This is a genomic window from Pseudomonas sp. 11/12A, from assembly GCF_000800055.1.
Classification (GTDB): domain Bacteria; phylum Pseudomonadota; class Gammaproteobacteria; order Pseudomonadales; family Pseudomonadaceae; genus Aquipseudomonas; species Aquipseudomonas mohnii.
In genome coordinates this window covers 141,655-155,678 of record NZ_JUGV01000001.1, presented here as the reverse complement: position 1 = coordinate 155,678, position 14,024 = coordinate 141,655, and the positions used below count along the sequence as shown (strand labels likewise).

Here is a 14,024-nt window from a genome sequence, read left to right as displayed (position 1 = left end):
AGACCCCAAGATGCGTGTTGCCCGTTCCCTCGTCCTCGTTGCCTTGCTTCCGCTGTTCGCCGCGTGCCAGTTACTCGATGGCTCGCGTGAAAGCGCCTCCCATGTCGGCCAGACCCGCCTGCAGGGCCAGTTGAGCGCAGCCGATGGCAAGCTGTTGTTCCAGCCTTGCGGCGAACAGCGTCGTTATGTAGTCAACGACACGGGCGGCACCAGCGTCCTGCAACAGGCTGCCAGCCTGGCCGACGCCCAGGGCAAGCTGTTCGCCGACGTGCGCGGGCGAATCGTTCCCGGCAGCGGCGACGGTCAGTTCGACCTGGAAACGCTGTACCGCGTCGAGCGTTCGGGCAACGCCTGTGACGACCCCAACTTCAAACGGCTGATCCTGCGCGCGGCCGGCCATTCTCCGGAGTGGAACGTCAACGTCAGCGGCAAGGGCATGGTCATCGGCCGTGCAGGCCAGCCTCCCCTCGCCGTCCCCTACGTAGAAGAACAACTGGGCGATGGCCGCTTCAATCTCAGCACCGAAGCCAACAATCAGCACATCGAACTGTGGGTCGCGCCACAACGCTGCGTCGACGCCAGCACCGGCAGTATTCAGCACATGAGTGCCGAGTTGCGCATCGACGGGCAGGTTCAACGTGGTTGCGGGTATTTCGGCGGATCGCGCAACGACTGATCGTTTTTGCCTCACGGGACCGGGCGTTTGAGGCTTATAATCGCCCGCTTCAAACGCCCTGGCGCAGTTGTGCGCCCCGCGAACCGGATCCCGTCATGTTACGAATCACCGAACTCAAGTTGCCGATCGACCATCCCGATGAAGACCTGCGCCCTGCCATTGTGCAGCGCCTGGGCATCGCCAGCGATGACCTGCTCGACTTCACCTTGTTCAAGCGCAGCTACGATGCGCGCAAAAAATCTTCCGAGCTGTGCTTCATCTACACCATCGACCTCACGTTGCGCGATGAAGCCTCGGTTCTGCACAAGTTCGCCGATGACCGTAACGTCAACGTGGCACCGGATGTCAGTTACAAAATGGTCGGCCAGGCGCCGGCTGATCTGAGCGCACGCCCGATCGTCGTCGGCTTCGGCCCCTGCGGGATTTTTGCCGGGCTGCTGCTGGCACAGATGGGTTTCAAGCCGATCATCCTCGAACGCGGTACCGAAGTGCGCCAGCGCACCAAGGACACCTGGGGCCTGTGGCGTAAAAACGTGCTCAACCCCGAATCCAACGTGCAGTTCGGTGAAGGCGGTGCGGGAACGTTCTCCGACGGCAAGCTCTACAGCCAGATCAAGGACCCGAAATTCCTCGGTCGCAAGGTCCTGCACGAATTCGTCAAGGCCGGTGCACCGGAAGAAATCCTCTACGTCAGCAAACCGCACATCGGTACGTTCCGTCTGACAGGCGTTGTGGAAAACATGCGTGAGCAGATTCGCGCCCTAGGTGGCGAAGTACGCTTCCAGCAACGGGTCACCGACGTGCTGATCGACGACGGCCAACTGGTTGGCGTCGAACTCAATGGTGGCGAGCAAATCCACTCCAGGCACGTGATTCTGGCCCTCGGCCACAGTGCCCGCGACACCTTCCGCATGCTGCACGGCCGCGGCGTGTTCATGGAAGCCAAACCGTTCTCGGTGGGCTTCCGTATCGAGCACCCGCAATCGCTGATCGATCGCGCACGCCTTGGCAAGTACGCCGGCCACCCGAAACTCGGCGCCGCCGATTACAAACTGGTGCACCACGCCAAGAACGGCCGCTCGGTCTACAGCTTCTGCATGTGCCCAGGCGGAACGGTAGTGGCGGCGACATCTGAGCCGAATCGCGTCGTCACCAACGGCATGAGCCAATACTCGCGCAACGAGCGCAACGCCAACTCCGGGATCGTCGTAGGCATCACCCCGGAAGTTGATTATCCGGGCGGCCCGCTGGCGGGTATCGAGTTGCAGGAACGCCTGGAGTCCCACGCTTTTGTGCTGGGCGGCAGCAACTACGAGGCCCCGGCGCAACTGGTCGGCGACTTCATTGCCGGCAAGCCGTCCACCGCGCTGGGCACTGTCGAGCCGTCCTACAAGCCGGGCGTTGCCTTGGGCGACCTGGCCCTGGCCCTGCCGGAATTCGCCATCGAAGCGATTCGCGAAGCCTTGCCGGCGTTCGAGAAGCAGATCCGTGGTTACTCGCTGCATGACGCGGTGTTGACCGGGATCGAAACCCGTACTTCGTCGCCGCTACGCATTACCCGTAACGAGTCGATGCAGAGCCTGAACGTGAAGGGCTTGTTCCCGGCCGGTGAAGGTGCAGGGTATGCGGGGGGGATTCTGTCGGCGGGTGTCGATGGCATTCGCATCGCCGAAGCCGTGGCGCGGGATATTCTCGGCCTGCAAGCCTAGAACAACACCCTGTGGGAGCTCGCTCCCACAGGGTGCTTGGGATATTTGAAAGACCTCAGATATTGGCGCGCAGAATGCTGGCCGGCAACGGCTCACCCCGCTCGACCGTCGCCGCAACCGCCGCGATCAAACCGGTCAGCTCATACCCCTGGGCCTTGAGCCAGGCTTGATTGTAGTAAGTCGTGGCGTAGCGTTCGCCGCCATCACACAATATCGCCACGATTGACCCCGCCTCCCCCGCCACCGTCATCTGCTGCGCTGCCATCAAGGCGCCAATCAGGTTGGTCCCGCTCGATCCGCCCACATGACGCCCCAAACGCTCGGCCAGGTAATGCATGGCGGCCAGCGACAGCGCATCCGGAACCTTGACCATCGCATCGATCACCTTGGGCAGGAACGACGCCTCCACCCGTGGCCGGCCAATTCCTTCTATCCGCGAGCCATGGTCAAGACTCAGGCTGGCATCGCCGCTTTGGTAGTAATCGAAAAACACCGAGCGCTCGGCATCGGCACACAGCACGCGGGTGCAATGCTGACGATAACGCACGTAACGCCCCAGGGTCGCCGTGGTGCCACCGGTGCCGGGGCTGGAAATCAGCCAGCTCGGCTCCGGGTGCTGCTCGAAACGCATCTGCTGGAAAATCGACTCGGCGATGTTGTTGTTCGCCCGCCAGTCGGTGGCGCGCTCGGCGTAAGTGAACTGATCGATGAAGTGCCCATCGTGCTCACGGGCCAGGCGTTCGGACTCGGCATAGATCTGCGTCGGATCATCCACCAGATGGCTCTGGCCACCGTAGAACGCGATCTGTGCGATTTTTTCCCTGGAGGTGGTCGCCGGCATCACCGCAATGAACGGCAAACCCAGCATGCGGGCGAAGTATGCCTCGGAAATCGCCGTCGAGCCGCTGGACGCCTCGATCACCGGCGCGCCGGGCTTGAGCCAGCCATTACACAACGCATAGAGAAACAGAGAACGAGCCAAGCGGTGTTTGAGGCTGCCAGTGGGATGACTGGATTCGTCCTTGAAGTACAACTCGATGCCCGGAAACCCCGGCAGCGGCAAAGGGATCAGGTGGGTGTCGGCGCTGCGCTGGAAGTCGGCTTCAATGATCCGGATGGCTTCGCGGGCCCACTGTCGGTTGTCGCTCATGGTGGTTTTCTCGTGGAATCGGGCAGGAGTCGGCCATGTCACAAGCCTCAGCCATCAGCTTAGGAAAAATCCTACATCACGCACAGGTACAGCTGAGCTTCAATACGCCCGGCAACTGCTAGGCTCAAGTTCTTGCGGGACAATCGCGTTGTAACGACATATAACAAAAAAGAATATAACTTTTGTTTTAACAACTAACCGTACGGGTTAGGGTGTCCCACCTTTTGAATTCACCGATGGAGAGCGACCTTGCCTCTGCGTAGCACTTTCACGCGTTTCTTTCAGTTGGAAGCTGCCAGCGGTCTGTTACTGATCGCTGCGGCTGTCCTCGCTTTAGTCATCAACAACTCCCCGCTGTCGTGGCTGTACAACGGCCTGCTGGACACCCCCGTGGTTGCCCAGGTCGGCGCCTTGAAAATCGCCAAGCCGCTGCTGCTTTGGATCAATGACGGCCTGATGGCGCTGTTCTTCCTGCTGATCGGTCTGGAAGTGAAGCGCGAAGTACTCGACGGGCAATTGTCCAAACCCTCACAGATCGTCCTGCCCGGCGCGGCCGCCATTGGCGGCATGGTGGTGCCGGCGCTGATCTACTGGTTCCTCAACCGTGACAATCCACCGGCCTTGAACGGCTGGGCGATCCCGACCGCCACCGATATCGCCTTCGCGCTGGGCGTACTGGCACTGCTGGGCAAACGCGTCCCGGTCTCGTTGAAACTGTTCCTCATGACCCTGGCGATCATCGACGACCTCGGCGCGATCATCATCATTGCCATTTTCTACTCCGGTGCGCTGTCGACCCTGTCCCTGGCACTGGCCGCCGCCTGTATTGCGGCGTTGATCGCGATGAACCGACTCGGCGTGGTCAAGCTCGGGCCGTACATGATCATCGGCCTGATCCTTTGGGTCTGTGTGCTCAAGAGCGGCGTGCACGCCACGCTGGCCGGCGTGACTCTGGCGTTCTGCATCCCACTGCGCACGAAAAATGCCGAACCCTCGCCGCTGCTGACCCTGGAGCACGCGCTGCATCCGTGGGTAGCGTACGGCATCCTGCCGCTGTTCGCCTTTGCCAACGCCGGCCTGTCCCTGAGCGGCGTCACCGTCGACAGCTTCACCCACGACGTGCCGATGGGCATTGCGGTCGGCCTGCTGCTCGGCAAAACCCTCGGTGTGTTCGGCTTGACCTGGCTGGCAGTGAAAACAGGCATCGCCGCCCTGCCCCAGGGCGCCAATTGGGGTCAGGTGCTGGGTGTGGCAATTCTCTGTGGCATCGGTTTCACCATGAGCCTGTTCGTCGGCTCCCTGGCCTTCGAACCGGGCGCCAGCGACTATGCGGGCATGGATCGAATGGGGATTTTGACCGGTTCGATATTGGCGGCGTTGATCGGTTATGCGGTGACGGCCATGGCGAGTCGCAAGCACGCTACGTTGCCTTCCTGAACATCAGAGGCCACTTTCCAGGCCGTCAAAGCGTGGCCCTGAAGCCACAACCTGTCCCGGCCAAGTGTCATCCGTAATTGCTTGCGCAACAAAAAACCCCGACCAGCTCACCTGATCGGGGTTTTCTTTTGACCTTATTCCGGCTTAGTGCGAAACGCGGCTGGTCCCGCCAACGGTGGAAATGCGAACACGCTCACCCACACGGAACACTTCGTTTGGCTGAACTTCCTGGACGTAGGCGCGCATGCTGCCGTCGTCTTCGCGCACGGTGATCTCGACACCCTGGGTACGCGTCAGGCCTTCTTCGGCTGCCGAACCCACCAGGCCGCCGGCGACTGCGCCGATGACTGCAGCGACGATGCTGCCCTTGCCGCCACCGATGGCGCTGCCGCCAACGCCGCCGACAGCTGCACCGGCGAGGCCGCCGATTGGGGTCTTGGTGCCTTCGATTTTCACCGGACGCAGGGATTCGATGGTGCCCATGCGGACGGTCTGCACGCGACGTGCTTCGTCACGGGAGTAGGAGTCACCGGTCAGGCTCGATTGGCAGCCGGTGAGCAACATCGCCATCGTGGAAAAGGAAGCAACCAGCAGAACAGACTTACGCATAGCATCAACTCCAAAGGACGGGTAATCATTTAACTCCGCAGCTTGACGCCTGTCACGGCATCGCCCGGATAAAAATGTTCTGATTCAGGCCTTGTACAGGCATTCTCACGAATTAATCACACGGTAGTGGCAAATTTCTCGATCTGCGCGACTGAACCAGGATTTTCATGGATTACTTTATCATTGTCGTCACTACGGTTGCCGGTCTGTATTTCCACTGGTGGCTGTACGTAAGGATCAAACGCTGGATGGACCGCGATCTGGCGCTGGCACTGGCTGGCAAGGACGAACGGAAAAAGGCGTTCATGCTCCAGCAACTGGCGAGCGCTCACGCGCAAAAGATCAAACGCCGAGACCTGCCGCAATGGCTGGAGGCCGCTGCGGCAGGCTATCCCGACCAGTAGGCGCTTAAGGTGCCAGACGCTCAAGAAGCCAGTCGGCACCCTGCAGGCGATAGTTGAGGCGGTCGTGCAGGCGGCTTGGGCGGCCTTGCCAGAACTCGATGCGCTGCGGCACCAGACGGTAACCGCCCCAATGTTCCGGGCAATGCGGCTGGGTGTCGCTGAATCGTTGCTCGGTATCTTTGAGCAGCGCTTCCAGCTCCGCGCGATCGGCAATCACCCGGCTTTGGGGCGACGCCCAGGCACCGAGGCGGCTGCCCAATGGGCGAACCTGATAGTAAGCGTCGGACTCTTCAGGCGTGACCTTCTCCACCCGCCCCTCGATGCGCACCTGACGCTCCAGGGTTGGCCAGAAAAAAGTCATGGCCGCGAATGGGTTCTCGGCCAGGTGCTGACCCTTTGCACTGTCGTAATTGGTGAAGAAGGTGAAGCCCTGGGCGTCCAGGCCCTTGAGCAACAGGATACGGCAATGCGGTCGGCCGTCCTGATCGACAGTGGCCAAGGTCATGGCGTTTGCCTCCACCGGTGCCTGTTCGGTTTTCACCGCATCAGCGAACCACTGGTGGAACAGCGCAAACGGCTCGGCCGGAGCTTGCGCCTCGGTCAGGCCATCACGGGTGTAGTCGCGGCGCATATCAGCCAGAGCCTTGGTCATGGCGTTTTCCTTTTGGTTAACGAATCACTTCTTTGTGGTATCGGCGTCAGCGACTTTTTTCGTGTCGGCAGCGGCTTTGGCCGGTGCAGTCTTTTTCGCTGGAGTCGCTGTTTTAGCTGGCGTCTTCTTGGCGGCGGCTTTCTTGGCCGGCGCTTTTTTCGTCGCTGGAACCGCAGCTTTCTTGGCCGCAGGTGCCGGGGTCACTGGCTTGGCAACTGGCTTGACGTCTTGCGCCGCAACCATCGTCACTGGCGCCGGGGCCGGCATGTTGTACTTGCTCAGCAGTGCAACCATGGTGTTCTGCGGAGTGACCAGCAGCTCTACACGACGGTTCAAGGCGCGACCTTCAACGCTGTCATTGGCGGCACGCGGGGCTTCACCACCCATGCCACGCAGCATCAGGCGATCACGCTGCAGACCACTGAGACGGAAGATCGCAGCCACGGCCTGTGCACGCTCCTGACTCAACTTCACGTTGGCCGGTGCGGCACCCGAGGTGTCACTGTGGCCTAGCACCAGTACGGCAGTCTTCGAATCGACTTCAAGGATTTTCGCCACGCGGGTGAAAGGGCCAAGGGTCACTGGCAGCAGCATCGCCGGGCGATCCGGGTTGAACGAGCCTTCGACCGGCGCTGTCACCACCAGCACGTTTTCACGACGTTCGAGTTGCAGGTTACTGCCCTTGATCGCTTCGCGCAGGCGCGGTTCGTAGTCATCGAGCCAGGCCTGGGTCACTTTCGGGTCCGGCATCGGCACGACTTTGGCGGTGCTCTGGTCCTTGCCACCGAACGGCCACCACCACTTGCCACCGGAATCGGCGTCAGCCTTGGCCACAGCGACAGGCTTGGCTTCAGGTTTTACTTCCGGTTTGGCTGCAGATTTGTCACTGCTGTCATCGGAACCAAACGGCCAGTACCAATGGCTGCTGCTTTCAGTCTTGGCCACCGGAGCGCTGACGGCAGGCTTCAGGGGCGCCGGAGCAGGCTCTTTGGCTGCGACTTTGTCGGAGGAACCGAACGGCCACCAGCTACCGCCGTCTGCATCATTTTTAGGAGTCTGTGCACAACCGGTTATAGCGAAGCACAGTGCCAAAGCGAGAGTTGGTTTGGATGACATTGGATATCCACAAAAATGAAGTCATAAAAATCAGGCCGGGTTGGCCCGCATAAACAGATGATTCGAAACTGAAAAGGCTTTCGGGTTCCAACTCCGGAACCCTTGGGCATGATTTACAGACAAGTGGCCAGTACCCGCACAAGCTTTTGTGCGCGCGGATCCATCAAGACGTACGGCCCCAGTGTATTTGTCACAAAACCGAAGGCGACATCGTGCTCCGGGTCAGCAAAACCGATGGAACCGCCCGCGCCCGGATGGCCGAACGCTCGCGGGCCGAGGCCGAACGTCGCGTTGGGCACGTCCGGTTGATCGAGCATGCACCCCAGACCGAAACGGGTCCGGGTCAGTAATGTCTTGTCCTCGCCAAGGCTGTGCTCGCGGGTCAGTTCGTCGAGCATTTCGCCTTCCAGCAAGCTGCCATCGAGCAGACCGGCATAGAACCCGGCCAGGCTACGGGCATTGCCGTGACCATTGGCAGCGGGTTGTTGCATGCGCCGCCATTCCGGCTTGTTGGTGCTGGTCATGATCGAAGGCGGGTTGGTAAACGCCCGGGTGGTCATGGCCGTGGGTTCGCGCATGGTCACTTGCAGAAGGCGCTGGGCAGCGGCATCGCCGACATTGCCCTTGCCACGGGCGATATGCGCCACGCGATGAAACTCTTCGTCGGCCAGACCGACGTGGAAATCCAGCCCCAAAGGCTTGGCGACCCGCGCCACGATGGACTCACCCGGCCCGCGCCCATCGGCACGGCGCAACAATTCACCGACCAGCCAGCCATAAGTGATCGCCGCATACCCATGCCCCTGTCCCGGCGTCCACCACGGTGTTTCAGCAGCCAGGGCGTCGACCATGGTTTGCCAGTCGTAAAGGGCTTCGGGTGCCAGCAATTCCCGTAGCGCCGGCAGACCGGCCTGGTGGCAGAGCAGTTGGCGCAACGTCACGGACGCTTTGCCGGCGGCGGCAAACTCGGGCCAATAACGCGCAACCGGCGCATCCAGTTGCAGCTTGCCTTCGGCGACCAGTTGCAGGGCAGTGACGGCAGTAAAGGTTTTAGTGCAGGAAAACAGGTTGGCGATGGTGTCGCTGTGCCAGGCTTGCGCGCCGTCCTTGTCGCTGGTGCCGGCCCAGAGGTCGACGACGGTTTCGCCGCCGATCTGGATGCACAGCGCTGCGCCACGCTCCTGCGGATCGTCGAACAATGCCGCGAAGGCCTCGCGTACCGCTTCGAACTTGAGCTCGTAATAACCCTGAATCTGCACCCGCAACTCCCCCGGACAAGCGTTCTACAAAGTGGCCCGCATTGTTCCAGCCCTTGAGGGATTTGGGAACAGGGTCGGGCCGGGCGGTCAATCGCCCCTGGAAGTGATCAGATTTTTCCGGCGTCCTTACAGACGCCATCGCGAGCCTGCTCGCTCCCACAGGGACCTATGAAACGATTGAGATCCAATGTGGGGCGAGCCTGCTCGCGATGAACGATGACACGGTGTGTCAGGACTCAGTGCCCCTTGCCAGAATGCCCGCCGGCAGCCTTGCCCGGCCCTTTACCGGCCTCGGCCTTGCGTCCGCCTTCGGCGTCGTGTTTCTGTTTATCGGCCTCGGCGCCCGCCTTTTCAGCCTCTTTGCCTAATTGATCGACGGCCGCCAGGTTGCTCTTGCGCACGCTGTCGACAAAGCCCTGAAATGGCAGGTCGGTAATCCCCACCAGACCGAAATGACCGTTTTCGCCATCCAACAGACGCCCGGTCACGGGTTGGTCGAGGTATTGGAACCAGTGCACACCGACGATCGACGGCTCGCTCAGCGCTTGCTTGAGGAAGTTCGCGTAGGCCGGGCCCCGGTCCTCTTCCTTCGCCAGTTGCGTTACGCCGCCCCAGAACGGGCCACGGTCCGTCGAACCGAAGTTGAATTCGGTAATCAGCACTGGCTTGTCGAGGCTGTTCAGTTGCGCGAAGTCATAACCGTCCTGGGGTTTCAGGGTGTACATGTTGAAGCTCAGCACATCGCAGTATTGAGCGCAGGACTCCACGGCTTCTGGCGTGCTGATGGCAAAGCGGCCACCGAGCAGCATCTGGTTCGGTGCGTGCCATTTGAGCGAATCAGAGATCGTCTTGAAGTAGGTGTCGGCGAAGACCTTCTGGAAGTATTTGAAGTCGGCCTCGATTTCCGGATGGTCGGCGCTTGGCAGCGGCGGCTCGAAACCGGGGTCTTCCATCAGTTCCCATGCCGGCAAATCAATGCCCCAGGCTTTCGACAGGCCTTCCTGGTTGCGGTATTTATCGCGCAGCTGCTTGAGAAACGCGCGTTTGGCCGGCACGTCGGTGGTCATTTTCAACGTACCGTAGGCCAGGGCGTAGCGGGCCTTCGGATCGTCGCCGGGGCCGGCCCAGGCCAGTTCATTGTCGGCGTAGAAGCCGATCAGCCAAGGATCGTCGCGGTGATCGCGAGCGGCGATGGCCACGGCGCGCTCGGTGGCCATGGCGAAACGCGGGTCGAACGGATCGGGCATACCGCCCCACCAGTCCGTTCCCGTGCTGATGCTCGCGTAATCGCCGACGATCGATAGCGGCAAGGTGTATGGCACACGATCGGCGTTGCCCAGTGCCGGCGCACTCCAGTTGCCAATGGTGTTGAAGCCCCAGGCTTGCAGACGGTCGAGGGTATGACCGGCCCAGCGCTTTTCATCGAAGGTCGCTTTGCAGGGCTCGGCAGGTTTTTGCTCGGCCGCGTTCGCGACTGTCGCGTCTGCGGCGTCGGTCTTGGCCGCTTCGGCAATCCCGGATTCGGCCGTCGAAGGAACAACCGGTGGCTCGGCGGCCTTCTCCGCCGTGGCCTCTGCCGCATCAGCCTTGGCCGCTGCGGCGACGCCGGCCTTGGTATCGCTGCCCAGAGCACAAGGGTCGCCATACAGGCGCTGTAAATTGGCACCATAAAAGTCGTACCAGCGCCCGACGTTGAAGCCCCGGCCCTGATCAACGCCGTTGCCGCCACGGGTGTCACCTTCACCGAAGTGACTGGCCAGGGGCTCACCGGCCTTGGGCAGGGACTGGAACATCCATTCACGACCGGCGATATAAGTCTGATTGACGTCCGGGGTAACCGTGTTGACCCCCAGCGAATAGAACGGATGCCCTTCCGGGGTCACCAGGTACCAGCGACCGTCGCGTTTCTCCGTGCGGAAGAAACCGCTGGCCTTGAAGGCCGGACCGTTGGTCCAACCTCCGAATTTGTCCAGGGGCGACTTCTCACGTTCCGCCAGCCAGGTTTTCAGTTGTTGCTGTTCCTTGGCCGCGGCGCCTTTGAGTTGCTCATCGCTGCTGACCTTTTCCGGCCATTTGGCCCGGGTCGATTGACCGTAGGCATCCACCAAGGCGCCATACACGGTCTGGGTCACGGCCTCGGCGTCCTGCACACCGAAGCGCTCCACAAGAATGCTCTGGGCCACTTTCGGCTGGTCCATCGACACACTCACCGCCACCACTTGGCCACGATCCAGCTCACCAGCGCTGCTGGCCAGCAGGATGCGCTGACCGTCGACCGTCATCGGCATGGGCGGCCCAGCCTTCATGCCCAGGCTCAACGGCGATGTCGGCTGCAACGGCACCAACAGGGTCTGCGCCGGGCCGGCCGGCAGATCGACACGGCTGACCAGCGTCTTGCCATCGTTGCTCTGGATGGTCACGTACAGGGTCAGCGCCCAATTCATGGCGTTCTGCACCCGCAGGCTCATGAAACCCGACTGCGACCAGTCCCAGCCCCCCGTCTGCGGGGTCAACCGCAAGGTCGGGCGAGCGACCGGGTTGAACGTCACCCGCCGCAGCACTTCACCTTCGGCGGTTTGCTCGGCGTTGGATTGCGGCAGGTTGGCGTCCTGAGTGGTCACCTGGACCACATCGGCGGGGCGCACAAAGTTGAACAGCGTCTGCTGGGTGGCGGGTGCCGCCAGCAAGGGCGATGCGAACAACAGGGCAAAAACGGCAGGTAACGATTGGCGCAGCGAACGGCGAATCATGAGAACGGAATTCTCCCTAACGACCCGGATGGGCCAGTGGAAAAGCAATGGCAGAGAGATAGACAACACGATGGGCAGATTTGCCCACCGATGTCTCAGGAAATTTCGCGACGAAATGGCGGCAACGCATTGAGGATCGCCTTGCCATAGCGCTGGGTGACCAGACGCCGGTCAAGCAGGGTGATGGTGCCGCGATCTTCCTCGGTGCGCAGCAGGCGACCGCAGGCCTGGACCAGTTTCAGCGAGGCGTCCGGTACGGAGATTTCCATGAACGGATTGCCGCCACGGGCTTCGATCCATTCGGCCAACGCCGCCTCGACCGGGTCATCCGGCACCGAGAACGGAATTTTGGCGATCACCACGTGCTCGCAATAGGCGCCGGGCAAGTCGACCCCCTCGGCAAAACTCGCCAGGCCGAACAACACGCTGGAGTCCCCGCCATCCACCCGCGCCTTGTGCTTGTTCAGGGTTTCCTGCTTCGACAGGTTGCCTTGAATGAACACTTGCTTGCGCCAGTCGCGGTCCAGGCCGTCGAACACGTCCTGCATCTGCTTGCGAGAGGAAAACAGCACCAGGGTGCCGCGGGAACCTTCGACCAGATCAGGCAAATCGCGAATGATCGCGGCGGTGTGCGCCGCCGCATCACGGGGGTCGGCATTCAGATTCGGCACCCGCAGCACGCCGGCATCGGCGTGATGAAACGGGCTGGGCACCACGGCAGTCACGGCTTTCTTCGGTAGGCCGGCGCGCATGCGAAAGCGATCGAAGGTGCCGAGGGCGGTCAAGGTAGCCGAGGTCACGAGCGCACCGTAGGCCACGTTCCACAGGTTGCGTCGCAGCATTTCCGCCGCGAGGATCGGGCTGGCGTTGACTTCGATGTCGAACAGCGAGCCGCTTTCGGCCAGGGTCAGCCAGCGGGCCATCGGTGGGTTGTCTTCCGGGTCTTCAACGGTGAAGGCGGTCCACAACTCCCAGTTGCCCGAAGAACGGGACAACAGGCTGCCGAACAGTGGATACCACTCTTCAGCCTGGTTGCTGGCGATACCGATGTTGACTTCGCCGTCCATGCCTTCCTTGAGCAAATCGGTCAGGCGGGTGAACAGGTCGGTCAGGCGGGCGAAGCCTTTTTTCAGCTCGATGCCCATTTCGCGCATGTGTTCGGGAATCACCCCGCCGACGAAACGGTGACGCGGTCGTTCACGGCCTTCAACGTCTTCGCCGGGTTTGAAATCGGCGACTTGCTCGCAGGCGGTGAACATAAACTGCTGCTGGGTCTTGATCTCCCGCGCCAGCTCCGGCACCTGTTCGATCAACTTGCCCAGATCACCGGGCAACGGGTGTTGGGCGAGCAACTTGGTGAGATTCTTGGCGGTGGTTTCCAGCCAGTCGGCGGTCGAGCGCAGGCGCGTGTAGTGGGCGAAGTGGCCGATGGCCTTGTCCGGCAGGTGATGGCCTTCGTCGAATACGTAAATGGTGTCTCGCGGGTCGGGCAGCACCGCGCCACCGCCCAGGGCCAGGTCGGCCAGGACCATGTCGTGGTTGGTGACAATCACATCGACCTTGCCCATGCCTTCGCGGGCCTTATAGAAGGCGCACTGGCCGAAGTTCGGGCAATGACGGTTGGTGCACTGGCTGTGATCGGTGGTCAGGCGCGCCCAGTCGGCGTCTTCCAGTGCGGTGGACCAGCTGTCGCGATCGCCGTCCCATTTATTGCCGGCGAGTTTTTCGATCATGCTGGTAAACAGCTTCTGACTGGCCTCATCGACCTCGATCTTGAAGCCTTCTTCTTCGAACAATTGCGCCGTGGCGGTTTGCGCGTGGCCTTCCTGGAGCAACATGTCGAGCTTGGACAGGCACATATAGCGCCCGCGCCCCTTGGCCAGCGCGAAACTGAAATTCAGCCCGCTGTTGCGCATCAGATCAGGCAAATCCTTGTAGACGATCTGCTCTTGCAGGGCGACGGTGGCCGTGGCGATCACCAGGCGCTTGCCGGCCGCTTTCGCCGTCGGGATGGCGGCCAGGCTGTAAGCGACGGTCTTGCCGGTACCGGTGCCGGCTTCCACCGCGACAATCGCGGGCTCGCCGCTACGCCGGCCTTCGTCGTCGGTGTCGATATCCCCGAGGACCTTGGCCACTTCGGCAATCATCAGGCGTTGGCCGTAGCGCGGCTTGAGGCTCTTGGCTTCGAGAAAACGCGAATAGGCGCCCTGGATCGTGGTTTTGAGTTCAGTGCTGATCATGGATTGTCGGGCGCAAAAAACG

The 14,024-nt window shown here is 61.5% G+C and carries 11 protein-coding genes; 4 read left to right on the top strand and 7 right to left on the bottom strand.

The features are described from left to right. Positions 1–10: 10 nt before the first annotated feature. Entirely contained in the window at positions 11–676 is a 666-nt protein-coding gene (locus GQ39_RS00730) for a COG3650 family protein (RefSeq protein WP_047526465.1), read from the top strand. A 95-nt stretch (positions 677–771) separates the two neighbouring features. After that, a complete protein-coding gene (locus GQ39_RS00725; protein WP_047526463.1) occupies positions 772–2,385 on the top strand; it encodes an NAD(P)/FAD-dependent oxidoreductase in 1,614 nt (537 codons plus the stop codon). A 55-nt stretch (positions 2,386–2,440) separates the two neighbouring features. Here the strand turns inward: GQ39_RS00725 and GQ39_RS00720 are convergent, their stop codons facing one another. Next, positions 2,441–3,535, bottom strand: coding sequence for a PLP-dependent cysteine synthase family protein (locus tag GQ39_RS00720; protein ID WP_047526461.1), 1,095 nt, complete (start codon positions 3,533–3,535; stop codon positions 2,441–2,443). A gap of 249 nt (positions 3,536–3,784) precedes the next feature. On the opposite strand from GQ39_RS00720, the gene nhaA reads away from it, so the two are divergent. After that, positions 3,785–4,972 carry a Na+/H+ antiporter NhaA gene (gene nhaA / locus GQ39_RS00715; RefSeq protein WP_047526460.1) on the top strand — a complete coding sequence of 396 codons (1,188 nt, stop codon included), beginning with the start codon at positions 3,785–3,787 and terminating at the stop codon, positions 4,970–4,972. Positions 4,973–5,116: 144 nt separating this feature from the next. Here the strand turns inward: nhaA and GQ39_RS00710 are convergent, their stop codons facing one another. Then, positions 5,117–5,581, bottom strand: coding sequence for a glycine zipper 2TM domain-containing protein (locus tag GQ39_RS00710; RefSeq protein ID WP_047526458.1), 465 nt, complete (start codon positions 5,579–5,581; stop codon positions 5,117–5,119). A 167-nt stretch (positions 5,582–5,748) separates the two neighbouring features. Here GQ39_RS00710 and GQ39_RS00705 point away from each other — a divergent pair, with 167 nt between their 5' ends. Next, the gene (locus tag GQ39_RS00705; protein WP_047526457.1) at positions 5,749–5,985 is read left to right on the top strand and encodes a hypothetical protein; all 237 of its coding nucleotides are present in this window, start codon (positions 5,749–5,751) and stop codon (positions 5,983–5,985) included. Positions 5,986–5,989: 4 nt separating this feature from the next. On the opposite strand, the gene pdxH is transcribed toward GQ39_RS00705, so the two are convergent. From pdxH to dinG, 5 genes are all read right to left on the bottom strand, one after another. Then, complete coding sequence (pdxH, locus tag GQ39_RS00700; RefSeq protein WP_047526456.1) at positions 5,990–6,637, bottom strand: pyridoxamine 5'-phosphate oxidase; 648 nt, start codon at positions 6,635–6,637, stop codon at positions 5,990–5,992. Positions 6,638–6,661: 24 nt separating this feature from the next. Then, the gene (locus GQ39_RS00695; protein WP_047526455.1) at positions 6,662–7,753 is read right to left on the bottom strand and encodes an OmpA family protein; all 1,092 of its coding nucleotides are present in this window, start codon (positions 7,751–7,753) and stop codon (positions 6,662–6,664) included. 113 nt (positions 7,754–7,866) lie between these two features. Beyond that, complete coding sequence (locus GQ39_RS00690; protein WP_047526454.1) at positions 7,867–9,012, bottom strand: serine hydrolase domain-containing protein; 1,146 nt, start codon at positions 9,010–9,012, stop codon at positions 7,867–7,869. A 236-nt stretch (positions 9,013–9,248) separates the two neighbouring features. Then, on the bottom strand, positions 9,249–11,762 hold the full coding sequence (locus GQ39_RS00685) for a beta-galactosidase (RefSeq protein WP_047526452.1): 2,514 nt from the start codon (positions 11,760–11,762) through the stop codon (positions 9,249–9,251). A 95-nt stretch (positions 11,763–11,857) separates the two neighbouring features. After that, positions 11,858–14,002: an ATP-dependent DNA helicase DinG gene (dinG, locus tag GQ39_RS00680; protein WP_047526450.1), complete on the bottom strand. Its 2,145-nt coding sequence runs from the start codon at positions 14,000–14,002 to the stop codon at positions 11,858–11,860. Positions 14,003–14,024: the final 22 nt, after the last annotated feature.